Below are 20,371 nucleotides of genomic sequence, written 5' to 3'. Positions count from 1 at the left end.
CGGCATGGCGCAACACGGCGCAACACGGCGCGGCGCGCGCGGCGCGGCGTTCAGGGCGCCGACAGGCGCTGCTTGACGAGGCGGCTGACTTCGGCCATGTCGGCGCGGCCTTCGGCGAGGGTCTTGACGGCGCTCATCACCTTGCCCATCGCCTTGATGTCGGCGGCGCCGGTCTGCTCGACGGCGCGCTCGACCAGCCGCGCCAGTTCGTCGCCGGACAGCGGCTCGGGCAGGTAATCGCCGATGACGCCGAGTTCAAACTGTTCCTGCTCGCGCAAGTCGTCGCGCCCGGCGTCGGCGAACTGGCCGATGGATTCCTTGCGCTGCTTCGCCATCTTGTTGAGGACGGCGAGGATCGCGGCCTCATTGAGTTCGGCGCGCGCGTCAATCTCGGCGCGCTTGATGTCGGACAGCATCAGGCGCAGCACCGCGAGCCGGCGCTTGTCGCCGGATTTCAACGCGGCTTTCATGTCGTCCGCGATGCGCGATTTCATTCAGTAACGGCGGGTTCTGCGGGAGATCATCGAACGGCGGCGCAGATGGCGCTTGACGGCCGCCACGGCTTTGCGTTTACGGGCCGCCGTCGGCTTTTCGTAATACTCGCGCCTGCGTACCTCGGCCATGATGCCGGCCTTCTCGCAGACGCGCCGAAACCGCCTCAAGGCGATGTCAAACGGCTCGTTTTCCCTGATTCGAATACTTGGCATAAAGAGTCCTCAAAATGGCGGCTCATTATACGAATCGCCGGCGACTTTTCAAGCGCCGCGTTTTGCGCGCACCGGCAACCCGGCGCGGCGACCGCCGCCCGGCGGATGCCTTTGCCGGTCAGTCGGGGCGGCGTTCGCGGTTTTTTGCGACCGCGTAGCGTATCTCGTCGCGGGTGACGCCGGCGTGATGGCTCCAGCTGCGGCTGCGCGGCGCGCCCAGCAGCGGAATGTCGCGGCGGCGGAAAAAAGGCACCAGCACCATGCCGGCGACGAAGCCGCCGATGTGCGCGAAATAGGCGACGCCGCCGTCCGCCGCGAGCGCCGCCGGCGCGCTCAGGAATTGCAGCGCAATCCACGCGCCGAGCACGATGAAGGCCGGCACATTGATCATCTGGATGATGATGAAAAACCACATGAACACGCGCACATTGGCGCGCGGGTGCAGCACCAGGTACGCGCCGAGCACTCCGGCGATGCCGCCCGACGCGCCAATCAGCGGAATCTGCGAACCGGGGTCCACGACGACCTGGGTCATCGCCGCGGCGACGCCGCAGGCGAGATAGAACAGCACAAAACGCAAACGCCCCATGCTGTCCTCGACATTGTCGCCGAAGATCCACAGATACACCATGTTGCCAATCAGGTGCATCCAGCCGCCGTGCAGAAACATGGACGACAGCGGCGTCGTCCACGCCGGAAGCGCCTGCGCCGCGGCGTCGCCGAACAATGCCGCCGGAATCATGCCGTAGGCGAGCACCGCGGCGTAGGCGGCGGCGGGCGGCAGCGCCGACTGCCACAAAAACACCGCGACGCAGGCGGCGATGACAAACCAGCACACCAGCGGCCGCCGCCGGGTCGGGTTGTCGTCGAACAACGGAAAGAAAAACACCGCGCTATTCTATCGCATGGCCCGCGTCAGACGGCCTCGCACGGGTCCACATCCACATGCCACCGCACCTTGCGGCGGCGCGCGAGACGCGCGGCGACGGGCAGCAGCGCCGCCAGGCAGGCGTTGAGCGAGTGCGCGGCGGCGGCGCTCAGCAGCAGTTGCGCGCGGTAGTGCCCGGCTTTTTTCTCCATCATCATCGGCGCCGGCGGAAACACCTGCGTCGCATGCCGGCGCGCGAATTCCTCCGAGGAACGGTGCACGAGGTCGAGAAAGGCGGCGGCTTCGCCGCTGCCGGCGGAACGCGCGCGGATGACGGCGAGGTGGCGGTACGGCGGCAGTTGCGCCGCCTCGCGCTGCGGCAGCAGTTGCAGCGCGAACGCGCCGTAGCCGCTTTTCAGCAGCACTTGCAGTTGCGGATGGTGCGGGTGGTGGGTTTGCAGCATCACCTCGCCGGCGGCGCCGCCGCGCCCGGCGCGCCCGCCGACCTGCACAATCAACTGGCCGAGGCGCTCGATGGCCCTGAAGTCGGCGGCGAACAAACTCTGGTCGGCGTTGACGATGCCGACCAGCGTCATCGCCGGAAAGTGGTGGCCCTTCGTCAGCATCTGCGTCCCCAGCACGATGCCGGCGTCGCCGCTGCGCACCCGCTCGAGGCGGCGCTCGAGTTCGTTCTTGCGCCGCACCGCGTCGGTGTCAATGCGCACAATGCCGGTTTCGGGGAACAGCCGCGTCAGATGTTGCTCGACCTTCTCGGTGCCGAGTCCGACCAGCCGCATGTCGCCGCCGCAGCCGGAGCAGGCGCCGGGCGGGCGCGACGACACGCCGCAATGATGGCAGTGCAGCCGCCCGTCGCGCAGGTGGTACACCAGGCGGGCGTCGCAGCGCGCGCACGACAGCGCGCCGCCGCAGTCGCGGCACAGCATCACCGGCGCGTAGCCGCGGCGGTTCAGAAACAGCAGCACCTGTTCGCGCGCGGCGAGGCGGTCGCGCATCGCCGCCAGCAGCGGCGGCGACAGGCCGTCTTCAAGGCGGCTGCCGCGCAAGTCAATCACCCGCCAGCGCGGCGGCGCGGCGCCGGCGGCGCGGCGCGTCAGATGGCGGCGCGCGTAGCGGCCTTCGAGCGCGTTGTGCAGCGACTCCAGCGACGGCGTCGCGCTGCCGAGGACGACCGGCAGCGAACCGGTTTGCGCACGCTTGATGGCGACATCCCGCGCGTGGTAGCGGAAAGACGACTCGCTTTGCTTGTAGGACGCATCGTGCTCCTCGTCCACGACCGCGAGACCGAGGCGTTTGAACGGCAGAAACACCGCCGAGCGCGTGCCGATGACGACGCCGGCGTCGCCGCTGAGCGCGGCGCTCCAGCAGTGAAAGCGCTCGCGGTCGGTCAGCCCGGAATGAAACACGCAAACCGTCCCCGGCAACTGCGCGCGGAAGCGCTCGACCGTCTGCGCCGTCAGCGCGATTTCAGGCACCAGCACCAGCGCCTGCTCGCCGCGTTCCAGCGCCTGCTCGCACAGCGCCAGATACACCTCGGTCTTGCCGCTGCCGGTGACGCCCTCCAGCAGGTGGCGGTGAAATTCGCCGAAGCCCGCCGCCACCGCGTCCACCGCCGCCTGCTGCTCGCGGTTGAGACGGTGCCCCGGCGCGCGCGGCGCCGGCGCGGGCATCGCCGGCTCCTCATGGCGCGCGACGAGGCGGCGATGAAGCAGGCGCCGCATCACCGGGCGCCAATCCGGAAACCGGCGCGCCAGCGCCGCCTCGTCGAGGCGCCCGGCGTCTTCCAGATAATCCAGCAGCGCCCGCTGCTTCACGGCCCGCGGCGATGGCGGCTCACCGCCCGCGACACATTCCCAGAAAACAGTCTGCGGAATTTGCGGCGCCGCGCCGCGGCGCGCCAGCAGCGGCATCGCGGTTCGCAGCACGCCGCCCAGCGGCTGATGGTAGTAACGCGCGACCCACTGCAACAACCCGAACAACGGCGCCGGGACAACGGGCGATTCGTCCAGAACGCGCTCGACGGATTTCAACCGCTCGCGCGCCACCGCGGTCTCGTCCGCGACCTCGGCGATGACGCCGACGCGGGCCTGCCTGCCGAGCCGGACGGCGACCCGCATACCCGGCGACAACGCGGCGGCGGACACGCCCGCCGGCGCGAGGTAATCAAAGCTTTCCGGCAGAGCCGACGGAATGGCGACGCGCAGGATGGTTTCGGCGGTCATCGGAACATCAACAAGACAAGATTGGCAAAGCGGCGCGCGCCGGCGATTACCCACATTTTCTGTGGAAAAGATTGTGGACAGTCTGTCGCCAACCATTCTGCAAGCACGCCGCCCCCGCTCCGCTTCTGCATTGGACACATGGCAACCGGGCGCAACCGAAAATTCGTTATATCAGCAAGTTACAAAAAACGGCATGGCCGCCGCGCCGGGCGCCTCTTTGACACGGCCGGCAAAGTCTGGATACTACGCTTTCCCGAAGGACAAATCCACAGGACAATGGACCGACTCAACCAGCAAATACTGAGAGTGGATGTCTCCGGCATGCCGCTCGACTGGATAACCTACCGCGACGCCGTGAGATTCTACTATCTCGGCGAAGTCGCCTACAGCGCGGGCGAACCGCTGTTCACGATACGCGGCGGCGTCAACGCCTTGTCCGGGCGACGCAGCGTCATCCGGCTGGAGTCCATCATCGCCACCTACGGCAAAAACCCGCGGCTCGGGCTTGAGTATGTGCCGCCGCTGAACAACCTGACATTGTTCCGGCGCGACGCCTTTCTGTGCATGTACTGCGGCGAGCATTTCAAACGCCGCGAACTGTCGCGCGACCATGTCATGCCGTTCAACCAGGGCGGCAAGGACAAGTGGAGCAATGTCGTCGCCGCGTGCAAACGCTGCAACAACCACAAGGCCGGGCGCACGCCCGAGGAAGCGGGCATGAAACTGCTCGCGGTGCCTTTCGTGCCGACCCACGCCGAATATGTGTATCTGCAAGCGCGCACCGTGCTGGCCGACCAGATGGAGTTTCTGAAGGCGCATTTCCCGCGCCGCAGCCGGCTGCGCACGGCGGATGAACGAGCGCAATGACGCGCCGTACCGCCACGGCAGCGCGGCGCGCACCGGTGTCCTGCTGGTCAATCTCGGCACGCCCGACGCGCCGACGCCCAACGCCGTCCGGCGCTATCTGAAAGAATTTCTGTCCGACCCGCGCGTCGTCGAGATTCCCCGCCCGCTGTGGTGGCTGATGCTGCGCCTGCTGGTGCTGCCGCTGAGGCCGCGCCGCAGCGCCGCGGCCTACGCCGCCATCTGGTCGCCGCAGGGTTCGCCGCTGCTGGTGCACACGACCGCGCTTGCGCGCGCCGTCGGCGAGCGCGTGCGCGGCGCGGGCTGGCCGCAGGCCGAAGTCCGCGCGGCGATGCGCTACGGACACCCCGGCCTCGCCGGCGAACTCGACCGGCTGCACCGCCTGAACACGCGCCGCCTGCTGATTGTGCCGCTGTTTCCGCAATACTCGGCGACGACGACGGCGGCGGTGTTCGACGAGACGGGCCGCGTGCTGCGCCGCCGCCGCCATCTGCCGGAGGTGCGCTTTGTCAACGACTACTGCGGCGAGCAGGGCTACATTGACGCCTGCGCGCGGCGCATACGCGCTTTCCGCGACGAGCACGGCGCCGGCGACAAACTGCTGTTCTCTTTTCACGGCCTGCCGAAACGCAACCTGCTGAAAGGCGATCCCTACCACTGCCAGTGCCGCAAGACCGCGCGCCTGATCGCCGCCGCGCTGTCACTGCCGGACGATGCGTGGCTGGTGGCGTTTCAGTCGCGCTTCGGGCGCGCCGAATGGCTCAGGCCGTACACCGACGAGACGCTGCGCGAACTGGCGCGGCAAAAAACCGCCACGGTGGATGTGTTCTGCCCCGGCTTCGCGGTGGACTGCCTGGAGACGCTGGAAGAGATTGCGATGCAAAACCGCGAACAGTTTGAACACGCCGGCGGCGGGCGGCTGCGCTACATCGAGGCGCTGAACGACGCGCCCGAACACGCCGACTTTCTCGCGCAACTGGTGCTGCGCCACCTGCGCGGCTGGGAGGCGTTCGCCGCGGACGACGCCGAAGAACGCGAACACTCGCGCCGCCGCGCGCTGCAACTCGGCGCGCCGCAATAGCGCGATTCAGGGGTTGCCGGCCTGCGTGTCCGGCGGCGGCGTTCAGGACGGCGCGGCGTCCGAACTTTGCTTTTTCTTGCCGTAGCGGCGGCGGAATTTGTCCACCTGGCCGGCGCTTTCAAGGATTTTCTGCTTGCCGGTGTAGAACGGGTGGCAAGCGGCGCACACCTCCAGCGACAACTGCTCGCCGGAATAAGTGGAATAAACCGTGAAACGGTTGCCGCAACTGCAAACCGCCTGGACTTCGCGGTAATCGGGGTGAATGTCTGCTTTCATGCTTTTTCTCCGCAATGGGCGGCCATGATACCGAAAACGGCGCGGCGCGGCAACTGCGGGAACAGGCCGGGGGCGGGGCTTGCGGTTGTGGATAACTTTGTGGACAAATTTATTTGCCGGGCACAAATTGTTTGTCTTTCAAAGGGATGGGCGAAACGGCGCGCGCCAATGGCTTTTTGTGCAAGTTATTGATATGGCGATTATTTTTTGTCGTCTCCCGCGGCGCCGGAAGTTTCACCGGTGCGAGCGCGACCGCGCGCGGCGCGGCCCCGGCGCTTTGTGCATAACTGCTCGTTGTCGCTGAATCAAAGGGTTGCGATTCCGGCAAAATCTCGACGAGCACATCGTCCAGGAAGCGGGCGCCGAGCGGCGTCGCCGCATAGCGCCGGCGCCCGGCGGCGCCGCGGCGCTCAATCAGGCCGCGCCGGGTCAGCGGCGCGAGGCGCCGTTCCAGCAGGCCGGCATCAAGGCCAGTGCGCCTGTGAAACAATGACGCCCGGAAACCGTGCGTCAGGCGCAGCGCGTTCAGCAGAAACTCAAACAGCAGGTCGCCGACGGCGACGGCGCGCGTCTCGACGCAGCAGCGCCCGGCGTGTGCGCGCTCGATGTAACGCGACGGGTTGCGGTGCTTGCGGGTTCGCACCACTTTGCCTGCGCGCGTCCATTTTCCGTGCGCGCCGGCGCCGATGCCGAGATAATCGCCGAAGCGCCAGACATTCAGATTGTGGCGGCATCTTTTTTTCATCGTGTATGCGGACACTTCGTAGCGCCGGTAACCGCGCTCGTGCAGCAGCGCCGTTGCCGCGCGCTGCAAACGCCACACGCTGTCATCGTCCGGCAGCGCCGGCGGGCGGGCGTGGAACAGCGTGTTTGGCTCGATCGTCAGTTGGTACCACGACAGGTGCTCCGGCGCCAGCGCCAGCGCGCGGCGGACATCGGCCAGCCCCTGTTGCGGCGTCTGTCCCGGCAGCCCGAACATCAGGTCCAGGTTCAGGTTGTCAAAACCGGCGCGGCGCGCGGCGGCGACCGTTTGCACGATGTCGGCGGCGCTGTGCGCGCGCCCGAGGCGGGCCAGCATCGCATCGTCAAAACTCTGGGCGCCGAGCGACAGGCGGTTGACGCCGGCGTCGCGAAAGCCGCGGAGGTCGCCGTGGCCGGCGCCGGGGTTGGCTTCAAGCGTAATCTCGCACGACGGCGTGAACGGAATGCGGGCGCGAACCTCGCGCAGCAGCGCCGCGATGGACGCCGCGCTGAACAGGTTGGGCGTGCCGCCGCCGATGAAGACGCTGCACAAACTGCGGCCCTGAACGCAGTCCGCGCCGGCGGCGAGGTCGGCATCAAGGTCGGCGATGAGCGCCCGGATGTAGCCGCGTTCGTCAAGCGGCGCCGTCAGCGCGTGCGAGTTGAAGTCGCAGTACGGGCACTTCGACAGGCACCACGGCAGGTGCACATAGAGCGACAGCGGCGGCAATGTTTCAGCGCGCCGCGACATTGGCCGGCGCCTGCATGTGCCCGCGCAATTCGCCGAAGGCGCGTGCGCGGTGGCTGATTTCGTTCTTGATTGACGGCGGCAGTTGCGCCGCGGTGCAGCGGTGCTGCGGCAGGTAGAAGACCGGGTCGTAACCGAAGCCCTGGTCGCCGCGCGGCTCGCGCGTGATGCGCCCGCACCAGCGCGCCTCGGCCACGACCGGCTGCGGGTCGTCCGCCGCGCGCAACCAGACCGCGGCGCAATGAAAGCACGCGCTCAGCGCGTCGTCGGGAAAGGCGCGCAGTTCGGCCAGCAGTTTTTGCAGATTGCGCGCGTCGTCGGCGTCGTCGCCGGCGTAGCGCGCCGAGCGAATGCCCGGCGCGCCGTCCAGCGCATCCACCGCGAGGCCGGAGTCGTCGGCAATCGCCGCAAAGCCGGTCTCGCGGCAGACATGGCGCGCCTTCAGCAAGGCGTTTTCAACAAAAGTGGAGCCGGTTTCTTCGGGGCTTTCCAGGCCGAAATCGGACTGCGGGCGCAGCGCGAACGGCAGGCCGCGCAGAATCGCGCGCAACTCGCGCAGTTTGCCGCGGTTGCCGCTGGCGACGACGACCAGCGGCGCCGTCACGAGGCCAGCGTGTCGCGCTGCATCGCGGTGACCGCGCGCGTTCCGATGTGCGCGAGTTCAAGCATCGCGTCGAGTTCGCCGCGCACGAAGGCGTGGCCTTCGGCGGTTCCCTGCACCTCGATGAAATGGCCGGCGTCGTTGACGACGATGTTCATGTCGGTTTCCGCCTCGCAGTCCTCGGCGTAGTCGAGGTCGAGCACCGGCGTTCCCTTGTAGATGCCGACCGACACCGCCGACACCAGCCCGTGCACCGGGTCGCGCTCAATGCGCTTGCCGCGCAGCAGGCGGCTGACGGCGTCGCGCAGCGCGATGTAGCCGCCGTTGATCGCCGCCGTGCGGGTGCCGCCGTCGGCCTCGATGACATCGCAGTCTATTGTGATGGTGCGCTCGCCGAGCGCCGCGAGATCGAGGCAGGCGCGCAGCGAGCGGCCTATCAGGCGCTGTATTTCCAGCGTGCGCCCGCCCTGGCGCCCGCGCGCCGCCTCGCGCGGCGTGCGCGGGGCGGTCGCGCACGGCAGCATGCCGTACTCGGCGGTCAGCCAGCCGCGGCGCGCGCCGCGCAAAAACGCCGGCACCCGCTCTTCGACGGTCGCCGTGCACAGCACGCGGGTGGCGCCGAAGCAGGCCATCGCCGAGCCGTGCGCGTGGCCGGCGCAGCCGCGCTCGAAACGAACGGGGCGCAATTCGTCGGCGGCGCGGCCGCTGGGTCGTATGCTGCTCACTCGTGAACTCCGTGAAAGCGGCATTATGCATTATTATGGCGGCGATTGGCGGGCAATCCGGTGGAACAGAAACCACAAATTTTCTTCATGACATTCGGCGGCGGCGCCGGAAAGTACCGCCGCGCAGTCCGGCGGGTTTGCCGCGAAGCGCGGGCGTTCGGCCTGTTCGATGGAATCACCGGCCACACCGACGAAAGCCTCCGGCGTGATTTCCCCGACTTCCGGCGGGAGCACGGCGCCTTCATCAAAGCCAATAAACGGCGCGGCTACGGCTGCTGGCTGTGGAAGCCGTTTCTGATACTGCGTCATCTGCAAACGATGCGCGAAGGCGATATCCTGCTCTATGTGGACGCCGGCTGCGAACTCAATCCGCACGGCAGGCAGCGGCTGGCCGAGTACGTTGAGATGTGCGCCGGGCACTCGGTTGTGACTTTCCATGTGGCGGCGCAATCCGAATACCCCGTCAAACACTGGACCAAGATGGACACGATACTGCGGCTGGACCCGGAACTGCAAATGGTGGAACAGGCTCAACATGAATGCGGTGTCATGCTGCTGAAAAAAACCGCAGCCACGGTTAAACTGGCGCGGGAATGGTTTGCCGTCTGCACCGAAAACAACTATCGCTACCTGGATGACTCGGAGTCGGTCGCACCCAACGACGGGAATTTTCGCGAACACCGCCACGACCAGTCTGTCGCGACGCTGCTGCTTGTCAAACACGGCCTGGATTTTTGTCTCAGCGGTGAAAGGAATTTCAAGCCGGGACGCTGGCATACAGACGGCGCGCAATTTCCCGTCTGGACTTCGCGCCATCGAACCGGCATGACCTCGCCGCGAATGCAGCGGCTGCACATCGCCAAAGCCGAAGGGCTGCCGAACAAGGCCCTGCTGTGGCCCGGATACATCCTGGCCCATTTCAGCGTATCCCACCTCCGGTCGGTGGCGAGACGCATCCTGGGCCGCCTGGGCTTGCGCCGCTGGCGCTAAGCGCCGCGCCGCCGCCCGGCCTGCCCCGTCGGGGCGCACCGCCGGCATCCGGCGGGGCATGTGGGGGGCTGTCGTGTGTTGTGGCGCCGCCGGAAACCGCGGCGGGGCGGCCTTTTTCTCGCTGGCACAATTCTTGATTATTACATGGCAGGGGCGCGACTCAACGCCGCCCGAAGGAGTGAAGCATGAAGTTGATTACCGCAATCATCAAACCTTTCAAACTGGAGGAAGTCAAGCAGGCCCTGTCCGAAGCGGGCGTGCGCGGCATGACGGTCACCGAGGCCAAGGGATTCGGGCGCCAGAAGGGGCACACCGAACTCTACCGCGGCGCCGAATATGTGGTTGATTTCCTGCCCAAGTTGAAACTGGAAATCGCCGTCACCGACGACCAGGTGGACACCGTCGTCGAGGCGGTCTCCAAAACCGCCAACAGCGGCAAGATCGGCGACGGCAAAATTTTTGTCCTCGCCATGGAACGGGTCGTGCGGATACGCACCGGCGAAGTCGGCGACGACGCCATTTGACACAGGAGGCTGACAGAAATGAAAAAATTACCGGTTATTTTGTGGGGCCTGATGCTGCCGGCGGCGGCCTCGGCGCAGGAACTGAACACCGGCGACACCGCCTGGATACTGACCTCGACGGCGCTGGTGCTGTTCATGACCATCCCCGGGCTGTCGCTGTTCTACGCCGGCCTGGTGCGGGCCAAGAACGTGCTGTCGGTGCTGATGCAGTGTTTCACCATCACCTGCCTGGCCTCGATTGTCTGGCTGATTTACGGCTACAGTCTGTCGTTTTCCGACGGCGGCGGCGCCAACGCCTGGATCGGCGGGCTGGACAAGGCGTGGCTCGCCGGCATTGGCCGCGACGCCCTTTCCGGCACGCTGCCGGAGACGGTGTTTGTGATGTTTCAACTGACTTTCGCGATCATCACGCCGGCGCTGATTGTCGGCGGCTTCGCCGAGCGCATCAAGTATTCCTCGATGCTGCTGTTCAGCCTGCTGTGGCTGACGGTGGTTTATTTTCCGGTGTGCCACTGGGTGTGGGGCGGCGGCTGGCTCGGCGAGGCCGGCCTGCTTGATTTTGCCGGCGGCACCGTCGTTCACATCACCGCCGGCGTCGCCGCGCTGGTGGCGGCGCTGGTGCTGAAGGAGAGAAAGGGCTTTCCCGGCACGCCGATGCCGCCGCACAACCTGACGCTGACGGTGGCGGGCGCCGGCATGCTGTGGGTCGGCTGGTTCGGCTTCAACGCCGGCAGCGCGGTCGCCTCCAACGGCGACGCCGGCATGGCGATGCTGGTCACGCACATCAGCGCCGCGGCGGCGTCGCTGACCTGGGCCGCGCTGGAGTGGGTGCGCCACGGCAAGCCGAGCGTGCTCGGCATCGTGACCGGCATGGTCGCGGGCCTCGGCACCATCACCCCGGCGTCGGGCTTTGTCGGCCCGCTGGGCGCGTTGATTATCGGCGTCAGCGCCGGCACGCTGTGCTTCATCGCGACCAACATGATCAAGCGCACCTTCAAGATTGACGACTCGCTCGATGTGTTCCCGGTGCACGGCGTCGGCGGCGCGCTCGGCACGATACTGTGCGGCGTGTTCGTCGCCGAAAGCTGGGGCGGCGCCGGTTACGCCGAAGGCATGACGATGGGCGGCCAACTCGGCGTCCAGTTCATGGGCGTGGCCGCGGTTCTCGTGTGGACGGCGGTCGCCACCTGGATTGTGCTGAAGATCGTGCAGATGCTGGTGGGCCTGCGCGTGGACGAGGACGAAGAGACCGAGGGCCTCGACATCAACCAGTACGACGAGAAGGGCTACAACCTCTGACGCCAACGCGAAAACCCGCGCGCCGGGATCGGCGCGCGGGTTTTCATTGACCTCCCCCCGCCCGAAAACGGGCGGCGCGGCCCCGCAATCGCCGCTGCAACGGCGTTATAATCCAGGGGCCATGAAAACATTCCGCACGATGGCTGCGGCGGCGCTGTTGGCGGCGCTGTCGGCGAACGGCGCACGGGCGGCGCTGGTCGAGTATGCCTTTGACATCGACACCATCACCGTGCATTTCACCGGCAAACCGGCGCAGGCAATCGCCATCGGCGGCCAAATTCCGGCGCCGACCATCGAGGCCGCCGTCGGCGACACGCTGCGCGTCACTTTCCGCAACCGGCTGGACGAGGAGAGTTCGGTGCACTGGCACGGCATTCTGCTGCCCAACGACCAGGACGGCGTGCCGTGGCTGACGACGCAGCCGATCGCCCCCGGCGCGTCGTTCACCTACCAGTACAAAGTGACCCACGCCGGCACCTACTGGTACCACTCGCACAGCGGCCTGCAGGAACAACGCGGCATTTACGGCGCGCTGATTTTTCACCCCGAGAAGGAAACCGTCGCCGCCGAACGCGATTACGCCGTGGTGCTGTCGGACTGGACCGACGAGGCGCCGGCGCGGGTTCTTCGCAACCTGAAAAAAGACGGCGACTATTACGCGCGCAAGAAAAACACCGTGCAGTCATGGGCCGGGGTCGCGGCGCGCGGCTGGCCGGCGGTCAAAAACCGCCTGCACGGGGCGTGGATACGCATGGGGCCGATGGACCCGTCCGATGTCGGCTACGACCTGTTCCTCGCCAACGGCAAGCGTGAGCAGACGCTGGCGGCGGACGCCGGCGAGCGCGTCCGGCTGCGGCTGATCAACGCCGCCGCATCGAGTTACTTTGATGTCGAGTTCGCCGGCGGGCCGATGACCGTCGTCGCCGCCGACGGCGTTGATGTCGAGCCGCGGAAGGTGCAACGCCTGCGCATCGCGATTGCCGAGACCTGGGATGTGGTGGTCGAAATACCGCAGCGCCGCGCCTACGCGCTGCGCGCGACTTCGGTGGACGGCGCCGGTTACAGCAACACCTTCATCGGCGCCGGCGAACGGGTGCAGGCGCCGGATATCCCGATGCCCGACTGGTACCGGATGAGCCACGCGCACCATGGCGCACACGATATGCACGACATGCACGGCGCACATGACATGCAAGACGCGCACGAGGCGCATGACACGCACGGAGCACAAAACATGCAAGAGGCGCACGGAGCGCACGACATGCACGAGGCACACGACATGCCGGACACGCACAAAATGCAAGACGAGCACGACGAACACGACATGCACGCGCACCACCGGCGGCCTGACAGCGGCGGCGCGGTCGTCGCGCACCTCACCGACTACTCGGCGCTGCGCGCGAAAAACCGGACAACGCTGCCCGCCGGCGCGCCCGAAAGAGAGGTGCGCCTGCAACTGACCGGCAACATGGAGCGCTATGTGTGGGCGTTCAACGACAAGACGCTTTCAGAATCCGACAGCATCCGCATCCGCAAGGGCGAAAACACCCGCCTTGTGCTTGAGAACGAGACGATGATGAACCACCCCCTGCACCTGCACGGGCATTTCTTCCGGGTTCTGAACGGACAGGGCGAATACAGCCCGCTGAAACACACCGTCAATGTGCCGCCGATGGGCACAACCGTCATTGAGTTCGAGGCGAAGGAAGACAAGGACTGGTTCTTCCACTGCCACAACCTCTACCACATGCACACAGGCATGGCGCGCGTCATCAGTTACGAGGGTTCATCGTCGTTCAACGACGGCACGAGGGAGAAAATCGCGCACGACAACGCCTGGCATTTCGCCGGCCACGCCGCCGTGCTCGGCCAGATGGCGGCCGGGCGCCTGCGCGCCTCCAACCTGCGCAACGCCTTCGTCGTCCACTACGATTACGATTACGACAAGGCCTACGACGCCGACTTTCTCTACCGGAGAAACTTCAGCCGCTTCCTCGACGGCTACATCGGCGCCACCCTTGAACGCGAAGACAGCCACGAAGACCCGGAAAAGCACGCCGTCATCGGCCTGCACTACACGCTGCCGCTGCTGATAGACGCCGACCTGCGGCTCGACTCCGGCAACGAAGCCAGCCTTGAACTGAAATCCGCGCTGCAACTGACATCGCGGCTGATGCTGGAATGGCACTACGAACTCAAGGACGACGACGAGTACCGCGTCGGCCTGTCGTGGGAACTCAACAAAAACCTGTCGCTGACCGCGCTCTACGACTCCGACTACAAAGGCGGCGCGGGCCTGAAGTGGATGTTCTGAGCCGCGCCGCAACGCCGCAGGCGCCTACCGCATCAGCATCCAGTCCGCGTCCGCCGTTTCCCGGTTGAAGGTGAACGTCTGCGCCTGCCCGTCTCCGGAAATCATGCATTGGATTTGCAGCGGATAGCCGACATCGTCTTTTTCCGAGAAGTCTATCTGCTCCGTCGCAAACTCCAGCGCGCGGTTTTCACCGCCGGCAATGCCGGGCAGTTCGCCGTTTTTCTGCATCGCCATGCAGACATCCATCATGCCCTGCATCTCCGCCGCGTAGCGGCTTTTGGAGAATTCATCCTCATATGAGCCGCACCCCGCCGCTGCCACAGCGGCAAGCGCCACAGCCAGTTTCTTCATCGTGTTTTTCATCATGACCTCCTCAGGCGTTCAATGGCGGCTTCCCGACCAGCCGCAGAAAATTTGGCGGAGAGGGTGGGATTCGAACCCACGTGCCGGCAAAAACCGACCATCTGATTTCGAGTCAGCGCCGTTATGACCACTTCGGTACCTCTCCACGGCGGTAGTATAGGGGAAGACGGCCCCGGCCTGCCGGAAAACCCGCCATCCGGCCCGCCCGCCGGCCCCTTGCCGATTGGCGGCGGTTCGGCTATCATGGGCGCCCCCTGAACAGCGGGGGCTGACCTTTTATGAAGACTTACAGCGCCAAACCCGGCGAAGTCGAGCGCAAGTGGTATCTGATTGACGCCACCGGCAAACCGCTCGGCCGGCTCGCCAGCGAGATTGCAAAGCGGCTTCGCGGCAAGCACAAGCCGCAGTTCACGCCGCATATAGACACCGGCGACCACATCGTCGTCATCAACGCCGGGCGCGTCGCCGTCACCGGCGACAAGAAAAACGCCAAGTTCTACCACCGCCACAGCGGCCACATCGGCAACCTGAAAAAAACATCGCTGAAAGAAATGCTGGAACAACACCCCGAACGCGCCATTGAATACGCCGTCAAGGGCATGCTGCCGAGAAACCGGCTGGGGCGCGCGATGCTCCGCAAACTGCGCGTCTATGCCGGCGAACAGCACGGCCACGAGGCGCAGCAGCCGGCCACGCTGGAGATACTGAACTGATGGCCGAAGGCAGCCGGCAGTATTACGGAACCGGGCGCCGCAAATGCTCGGTGGCGCGCGTCTTCATGCGCCCGGGCTCCGGCAAGATTCGCGTCAACCAGCGCAAGTTCAGCGAATACTTTCCGCGCGAAACCCTGTGCATGCTCGTCGAGCAGCCGCTCGCGGCGGTGTCGGCGGTGAAGAAATTCGACTTCGACATCACCGTCAAAGGCGGCGGCCCGAGCGGCCAGGCCGGCGCCATCCGCCTCGGCATCGCCCGCGCGCTTTTGCAGTCCGACGCGGATTTGCGCGCGCCGCTGCGCCAGGGCGGTTTTCTGACGCGCGACGCGCGCATCGTCGAGCGCAAGAAAGTCGGCCTGCGCAAGGCGCGCAAAGACATCCAGTACTCGAAGCGCTGAGCGCCCCTTTCAGCCCCTTTCAGCGGGGCGCGGTTGAACGGCAGTTCCTCGCGGTCCATCGCGAAGAAATACTGCCTGAAGAATTCCCCCAGGTGCTCGAACAGTTCCCTGAAGTGGCCGATGACCGGATAGTTGCGGTGAATCGCGTTCTTCATCTGCACCACATCCACGATGTAGAGGACGGCGACGGTGACGAGGGCCAGCAGCAGCAGCGCAAAAAACGCAATCAGCAGATAAACCGCCGCCGACAGCACCAACTGCTCAATGCTTTCGAGAAAAGAGATGGATTCAGTCACGGTCGCGTAGTATCATTGGCTGCGGCGATTCGCCTGATGCGAATTATAACCGACCCAACACAAAGGAAACCTTCATGACATATTGCAACATTTCATTTCGCGGCACGGCGGCGCTGCTGCTTGCCGGGCTGCTGGCCTGCGCGGCGGCGCCCGCAAGCGGGCAGGCGGCGCGTTCGGGATTTTATGTCGGCGGCGACGCCGGCCTCGTCTGGCGGGCGGATTTCCGCCAGCAGGGGCGCAACCAGGAAATGAGTTGTTATTTCACCGGCTGCGAAACGGGCTTCCCGGGCGGCGAACCCGGCTACCGCTGGGAATACGAGGTGGACACCGACACCGGGCTGCAATTCGGCCTGTCCGCCGGCTGGATGTGGAATCAATTCCGGCTGGAGATCAACGCCAACCACGCCCGCAACGACGCCACGCACCGTTTCAGGAGCTCTTCGCTGAGCGACGGTTCGCCGGCGTGCTTTCTGGGCACCGACTGCCGGCTGCCCAGTTCGGCGCAGGAATCCGAGACCAGCGGCGTCGGCAGGATAGAAACCCGCTCGCTGTTCGCCAATGTCTATTACGACTTCCCCGGTTACGGCGACTTCATTCCCTATGTCGGGGCCGGCATCGGCAGGGCCGATGTCAAGGTGACGGATGTGCGCTACATCTCGGTCTTTGTTGACAGTCACCGCCCGACAAACCGCCGCCGGGTTGTGCAGGACACGGACATGGAAGACACGGTGTACGCGTGGCAGTTGCACGCCGGCGCGGACTACCGCGTCAACCGCAGGTTTCTGGTCGGCCTGAAGGTCTCGTACACCGACCTCGACGACTTCTCGGACACCAACCGCTACGACGAACACACTGACGAGCCGAACCTGACCAACCGCACGAAGTTCGCCGGCATCGACTACTGGTCGGCGCTGTTCACCGTCAAATACCTGTTCGGGCAGTAGCCGCGCGCGGGCGGCGCGGCGCGCCTCAGACGCGGTCGAGTTTGCGCCAGGCGGCGGGCGCCAGGCGCAAGTCGGCCAGCGACGCGACCAGCGCGCCGGCAAAAGTCGCGTCGTCCTCGTACACCATCTTGTAGTACTGCACCTTCATCGTCAGCGCCGCGCCCAGCACAATCGCGGCGAAGGTGATGAAGGAGCCGAGCGCCAGCGTCGAGGCGCCGGTAATCGCCTGGCCGAAGGTGCAGCCGAGCGACAGCACGCCACCGACGCCCATCAGAAAGCCGCCAATCAGGTGGCGCGCGAGGTCGCCGCCGCCGGCGAACCACTCGATGCGGAAGTTGCCGGAAACCACCGAGTAGAGAAACGAACCCGCGACAACGCCGAACGCGGCGACCAGCGCGAAGGTCAGCAGGTTGGACGCAAAGCCCTCCTGAATGTAGTAATACAGATGGGCGCTCGGCTTGACGAAGGTGAAAGACTGGGCGCCGGCGTCGTACGGAATTTCGTCGAGAAACGCGATTTCATCGAGCAGGCTGCGGCCCGCCGGCCCCGCCGTCAGGTACCACGCGCCGACCACCGCCGCGCCGACGACAAAGCCGCCCAGTTGATTGTCAAGGCTGGCGCGGAAGTCGCGCGACCGGAAAACCCACGCCAGCACCGCGGCGCCGATGATCAGCGCCGTTATCCGGCTCCACGCCGGGCCGGCGATGCCGAGCGGATGCCCGACCAGTTCATCCACGCCCTGGCTGGCGAGGCCCCAGGCGGAGAAGTCCAGCGACGGCATCCACCGCAAAAACAGGTGGTAGCCGAAGTTGGTGTAGATCATCAGGTAGGCGCCGGCGCCCATCACCAGAAAAACGACGACCGACTTCAGGTTGCCGCCGCCGATTCGCACCAGCGTCTTGTTGCCGCAGCCCGAGGCCAGCGTCATGCCGACGCCGAACAGCAGGCCGCCGAGAATGTAGCGCGGCCAGACGAACACCGGCGTGCCGTACGGCGGCTTGCCGGTGGCGCCGTCGTCGGCGAGCGACAGGTCGGCGCCGGCAAAGCCGTCAATCAGCGCGACGCCGATGACCGCCGTCGCCATCGCGCACAGCCACGCGCGCATGCGCCCGCTGTCGCCGATGTTGACGATGTCCGACACCGCACCCATCGTGCAGAAACTGGTCTTGCAGGTCACCGCGCCCAGCACCAGCGCGATGACAAAGCCCGCCAGCAAAATTTGTTGAAGAAGCAATAATTCCATGTTTGCACCCGCCTTGCGAAATCTGAAAAACCGGAAACCCGGAAGTACGCGGTCAATTATAAACGCTGCCGGGGCGGTAGGCGGTCGGGTCGGGCACACCGGCCTCCTCGAAGCCGCGGCGGCGGAAACGGCAGGCGTCGCATTCGCCGCAGGCGCGGCCCCGTTCGTCGGCGCGGTAGCACGAAACCGTCAGCGAGTAATCCAGCCCGAGGGCAACGCCGCGCGATATGATGCCGGCCTTGGTCAGCGCAATCAGCGGCGTTACGATGCGAAAACCGCCGCCCTCGACGCCGGCGCGCGTCGCCAGGTTGGCGGTTTTCTCGAAGGATTCAATGAAGCGCGGCCTGCAATCGGGGTAGCCCGGGTAATCCACCGCGTTGACGCCGAGATAAATGCTGCGCGCGCCCAGCGTTTCCGCCCACGCCAGCGCCAGCGCCAGAAACACCGTGTTGCGCGCCGGCACATAGGTCGGCGGAATGCCGCCGCCGCCGTTTGCCGGCAGCGGCGCCGACGGGTCGGTCAGCGCCGAGTCGGCGATGGCGGCGAGGTCGAGCGTGAAGCAGCGGTGTTCGGCGGCGCCGACGGCGGCGGCGACGCGGCGCGCCGCGCCAATCTCGGCGGCGTTGCGCTGGCCGTAGGCGAAACTCAGCGCGAAACAGCGGCAGCCGTCGCGCGCGGCGATGGCGAGCGTCGTCGCCGAATCCAGCCCGCCCGACAGCAGCACCACCGCGCGGCGTTCGGCGGCGCCGGTCAACGCCCGCGCTCCCCGCCCCACAGTATCTTGTGGAGTTGCAGTTGCAGGCGCACGCGCAGGCGGTCTTGCAGTATCCAGCCGGCCAGTTCGGCGGCGTCCTGCTCGCCGCAACTCGGCGAAAACAGCACGCAGCAGCGTTCGTCCAGGCGGTGCTCGTCCAGTTTGCGCTTCGCCCATTCGTAGTCGGCGCGGTCGCAGATGACGAACTTGACCTGGTCGCCGCCGCGCAGACGCGCGATGTTGCCGTAGCGGTTGCGCCCGTCCTCGCCGGAACCAGGCGTCTTGATGTCCATGACAATGACGACGCGCGGGTCCACGACGGCGATGTCGTGCGCGCCCGCGGTCTCGAGCGAAACCCGGTAACCGGCGTCGCACAGCGCGGCCAGCAACCGCGGGCAGCGCTTCTGCGCGAGCGGCTCGCCGCCGGTCACCGTCACATAATCGGCGCCGTGGCGCCCGACCTGTTCGAGGATGTCGGCGATGTCCATCCAGTGGCCGCCGCTGAAGGCGTAGGCCGTGTCGCAATAATGACAGCGCAGCGGGCAGCCGGTCAGGCGCACAAAAACGGTCGGCACGCCGGCCGTCAGCGATTCACCCTGCAGCGAGTGAAACAATTCGGTGATTCTGAGTGCGTTGCGCCTGTCCGCCGGCGGCGTGTCCGGGGGCCTGTTCGGGGCTTTGTCCGGCGTTGTGTCCGGGACTGCATTTGAGGCCGTGTCCGGAGGCGTGTTTGAAGGCGCGTTCGGGGCCGCCTCCGGGGTTGCGGCGGAGCCGCCCGGCGGCGTCGGCGTCATCGCTTTTTCAGCAGTTTGAGTTTCTTGCGCGCCAAATCGCGGACGGACCTCTGCGTCGCGGATTCGGCGAGGCTGTCGAGAATTTCGCGGGCGGCGTCGTGCTCGCCGCGCTCCATCCGGATGATCGCAATCTTGACCGAGGCGTCCTCGCTTTTCTGGTGGTCGGCGTGCTCTTCGACGACGCGCCTGAAAGCGGTCTCGGCCTTGCCGAAATCGCGCTGCGCGTACCACGATTCGCCGATCCAGTACTTCGCGCTGGCCGCGTATTTGCCGTGCGGATAGCGCTCCAGGAATTCACCGAAGCCCTCGCGCAGGCGCACATAATCCTTGTCGTTCAGCGCGCTCCACGCGGCGCGATACCTGCGGTACTCCTCCTCGCCGTGCACCGGCGGCTGATCCCGGCGCACGGGCGGCGACGGCGCGGCGTCCGATGGCGTGGTGTCCGATGGCGTGGTGTCCGGCGGCGGCGCGGCGCGTTGCGGCGGCGCGGTATCCGGTGATGGCGCGGCGTCCGGTGGCGATGCAGTGTCAGGCGGCGCGACATCCGGCGGCGGCGCAATGCCCGGCGGGGCAGTGTCCGGCGACACAGCGCCCGGCGGCGTAGCCCGTTGCGGCGACGCAGTGTCCAGCGGCGCGGCGTCCGGCGATGGCGCCGCGTCCGGCGCGCCGGTTTCCGGCGCAGGCGCGGCGGCGCCGTTGAATTCCCTCTTCAATTTCTCCAGTTCGTGTTGCAGGCGGTCGTTGCGGTCGCGCAACTCGTTCAACTCGGTCTGCAAGCGCTCGACCTTGTCGAGCAACTCAATCAGCAACTGGTTTTCCGGGGTGTCGCGCTGCGCCGCCGCCGGAAGCACCGCGAACAAGATGACCGCCGCAACAAACCGCCGCATG

Annotated in this window: 22 protein-coding genes, 1 tRNA gene and 1 pseudogene; 9 read left to right on the top strand and 15 right to left on the bottom strand. The window is 66.3% G+C overall.

Going from position 1 to position 20,371, the window contains the following annotated elements; genetic code table 11:
- Window positions 1-50: 50 nt before the first annotated feature.
- The 4 genes from OXU50_07745 to OXU50_07730 all read right to left on the bottom strand — a co-directional run bounded on the left by OXU50_07745 (window position 51) and on the right by OXU50_07730 (window position 3,815).
- Window positions 51-494 (bottom strand): GatB/YqeY domain-containing protein, encoded by a 444-nt coding sequence (locus tag OXU50_07745; protein ID MDD9869762.1) that lies wholly within the window; start codon window positions 492-494, stop codon window positions 51-53.
- A complete protein-coding gene (rpsU, locus tag OXU50_07740) occupies window positions 495-707 on the bottom strand; it encodes a 30S ribosomal protein S21 (GenBank protein ID MDD9869761.1) in 213 nt (70 codons plus the stop codon).
- 118 nt (window positions 708-825) lie between these two features.
- On the bottom strand, window positions 826-1,596 hold the full coding sequence (locus tag OXU50_07735; GenBank protein ID MDD9869760.1) for a rhomboid family intramembrane serine protease: 771 nt from the start codon (window positions 1,594-1,596) through the stop codon (window positions 826-828).
- Window positions 1,597-1,622: 26 nt separating this feature from the next.
- Window positions 1,623-3,815, bottom strand: a complete 2,193-nt coding sequence (locus OXU50_07730) for a primosomal protein N' (GenBank protein ID MDD9869759.1) — start codon at window positions 3,813-3,815, stop codon at window positions 1,623-1,625.
- A gap of 276 nt (window positions 3,816-4,091) precedes the next feature.
- Between OXU50_07730 and OXU50_07725 the strand changes: the two genes are divergently transcribed.
- Both OXU50_07725 and hemH read left to right on the top strand, forming a co-directional pair.
- Window positions 4,092-4,682 (top strand): HNH endonuclease, encoded by a 591-nt coding sequence (locus tag OXU50_07725; protein MDD9869758.1) that lies wholly within the window; start codon window positions 4,092-4,094, stop codon window positions 4,680-4,682.
- Complete coding sequence (hemH, locus tag OXU50_07720) at window positions 4,666-5,760, top strand: ferrochelatase (GenBank protein MDD9869757.1); 1,095 nt, start codon at window positions 4,666-4,668, stop codon at window positions 5,758-5,760. The genes OXU50_07725 and hemH overlap by 17 nt, the downstream gene beginning before the upstream one ends.
- A 42-nt stretch (window positions 5,761-5,802) precedes the next feature.
- Here the strand turns inward: hemH and rpmE are convergent, their stop codons facing one another.
- The 4 genes from rpmE to rph form a co-directional block, all read right to left on the bottom strand.
- Window positions 5,803-6,036, bottom strand: a complete 234-nt coding sequence (gene rpmE / locus OXU50_07715) for a 50S ribosomal protein L31 (GenBank protein MDD9869756.1) — start codon at window positions 6,034-6,036, stop codon at window positions 5,803-5,805.
- A 109-nt stretch (window positions 6,037-6,145) separates the two neighbouring features.
- Complete coding sequence (gene hemW, locus OXU50_07710; GenBank protein MDD9869755.1) at window positions 6,146-7,528, bottom strand: radical SAM family heme chaperone HemW; 1,383 nt, start codon at window positions 7,526-7,528, stop codon at window positions 6,146-6,148.
- Window positions 7,512-8,129, bottom strand: coding sequence for an RdgB/HAM1 family non-canonical purine NTP pyrophosphatase (gene rdgB / locus OXU50_07705; GenBank protein MDD9869754.1), 618 nt, complete (start codon window positions 8,127-8,129; stop codon window positions 7,512-7,514). The genes hemW and rdgB overlap by 17 nt, the downstream gene beginning before the upstream one ends.
- Complete coding sequence (gene rph, locus OXU50_07700; GenBank protein ID MDD9869753.1) at window positions 8,126-8,851, bottom strand: ribonuclease PH; 726 nt, start codon at window positions 8,849-8,851, stop codon at window positions 8,126-8,128. The genes rdgB and rph overlap by 4 nt, the downstream gene beginning before the upstream one ends.
- A gap of 60 nt (window positions 8,852-8,911) precedes the next feature.
- Between rph and OXU50_07695 the strand changes: the two genes are divergently transcribed.
- From OXU50_07695 to OXU50_07680, 4 genes are all read left to right on the top strand, one after another.
- Window positions 8,912-9,841, top strand: a complete 930-nt coding sequence (locus tag OXU50_07695) for a hypothetical protein (protein MDD9869752.1) — start codon at window positions 8,912-8,914, stop codon at window positions 9,839-9,841.
- A gap of 185 nt (window positions 9,842-10,026) precedes the next feature.
- Complete coding sequence (locus OXU50_07690; GenBank protein ID MDD9869751.1) at window positions 10,027-10,365, top strand: P-II family nitrogen regulator; 339 nt, start codon at window positions 10,027-10,029, stop codon at window positions 10,363-10,365.
- A gap of 18 nt (window positions 10,366-10,383) precedes the next feature.
- A complete protein-coding gene (locus tag OXU50_07685; GenBank protein MDD9869750.1) occupies window positions 10,384-11,664 on the top strand; it encodes an ammonium transporter in 1,281 nt (426 codons plus the stop codon).
- Window positions 11,665-11,785: 121 nt separating this feature from the next.
- Window positions 11,786-13,978: a multicopper oxidase domain-containing protein gene (locus OXU50_07680; protein ID MDD9869749.1), complete on the top strand. Its 2,193-nt coding sequence runs from the start codon at window positions 11,786-11,788 to the stop codon at window positions 13,976-13,978.
- A 24-nt stretch (window positions 13,979-14,002) separates the two neighbouring features.
- Here the strand turns inward: OXU50_07680 and OXU50_07675 are convergent, their stop codons facing one another.
- Together OXU50_07675 and OXU50_07670 are read right to left on the bottom strand one after the other, a co-directional pair.
- Entirely contained in the window at window positions 14,003-14,344 is a 342-nt protein-coding gene (locus OXU50_07675; GenBank protein MDD9869748.1) for a hypothetical protein, read from the bottom strand.
- Window positions 14,345-14,393: 49 nt separating this feature from the next.
- Window positions 14,394-14,486 (bottom strand) — tRNA-Ser (locus OXU50_07670).
- Between the two features lie 133 nt (window positions 14,487-14,619).
- Between OXU50_07670 and rplM the strand changes: the two genes are divergently transcribed.
- Together rplM and rpsI are read left to right on the top strand one after the other, a co-directional pair.
- Window positions 14,620-15,054, top strand: a complete 435-nt coding sequence (gene rplM, locus OXU50_07665) for a 50S ribosomal protein L13 (protein MDD9869747.1) — start codon at window positions 14,620-14,622, stop codon at window positions 15,052-15,054.
- Complete coding sequence (rpsI, locus tag OXU50_07660) at window positions 15,054-15,452, top strand: 30S ribosomal protein S9 (GenBank protein MDD9869746.1); 399 nt, start codon at window positions 15,054-15,056, stop codon at window positions 15,450-15,452. The genes rplM and rpsI overlap by 1 nt, the downstream gene beginning before the upstream one ends.
- 26 nt (window positions 15,453-15,478) lie before the next feature.
- Here rpsI and OXU50_07655 read toward each other — a convergent pair.
- Window positions 15,479-15,685: pseudogene (locus OXU50_07655) on the bottom strand (FMN-binding glutamate synthase family protein).
- Window positions 15,686-15,822: 137 nt separating this feature from the next.
- On the opposite strand from OXU50_07655, the gene OXU50_07650 reads away from it, so the two are divergent.
- Window positions 15,823-16,692, top strand: a complete 870-nt coding sequence (locus tag OXU50_07650) for an outer membrane beta-barrel protein (GenBank protein MDD9869745.1) — start codon at window positions 15,823-15,825, stop codon at window positions 16,690-16,692.
- Window positions 16,693-16,717: 25 nt separating this feature from the next.
- On the opposite strand, the gene OXU50_07645 is transcribed toward OXU50_07650, so the two are convergent.
- From OXU50_07645 to OXU50_07630, 4 genes are all read right to left on the bottom strand, one after another.
- Entirely contained in the window at window positions 16,718-17,935 is a 1,218-nt protein-coding gene (locus tag OXU50_07645; protein ID MDD9869744.1) for a YeeE/YedE family protein, read from the bottom strand.
- A 52-nt stretch (window positions 17,936-17,987) separates the two neighbouring features.
- Window positions 17,988-18,689, bottom strand: coding sequence for a 7-cyano-7-deazaguanine synthase QueC (gene queC, locus OXU50_07640; GenBank protein MDD9869743.1), 702 nt, complete (start codon window positions 18,687-18,689; stop codon window positions 17,988-17,990).
- A complete protein-coding gene (queE, locus tag OXU50_07635) occupies window positions 18,686-19,312 on the bottom strand; it encodes a 7-carboxy-7-deazaguanine synthase QueE (GenBank protein MDD9869742.1) in 627 nt (208 codons plus the stop codon). The genes queC and queE overlap by 4 nt, the downstream gene beginning before the upstream one ends.
- Window positions 19,313-19,479: 167 nt before the next feature.
- A complete protein-coding gene (locus OXU50_07630) occupies window positions 19,480-20,370 on the bottom strand; it encodes a tetratricopeptide repeat protein (protein MDD9869741.1) in 891 nt (296 codons plus the stop codon).
- Between the last annotated feature and the right edge of the window lies 1 nt (window position 20,371).

Source organism: Gammaproteobacteria bacterium, assembly GCA_028817225.1.
Lineage (GTDB): Bacteria > Pseudomonadota > Gammaproteobacteria > Poriferisulfidales > Oxydemutatoraceae > Oxydemutator.
Note: the sequence above shows the minus strand (reverse complement) of the source record. Positions and strands in the feature narration are given on the sequence as shown.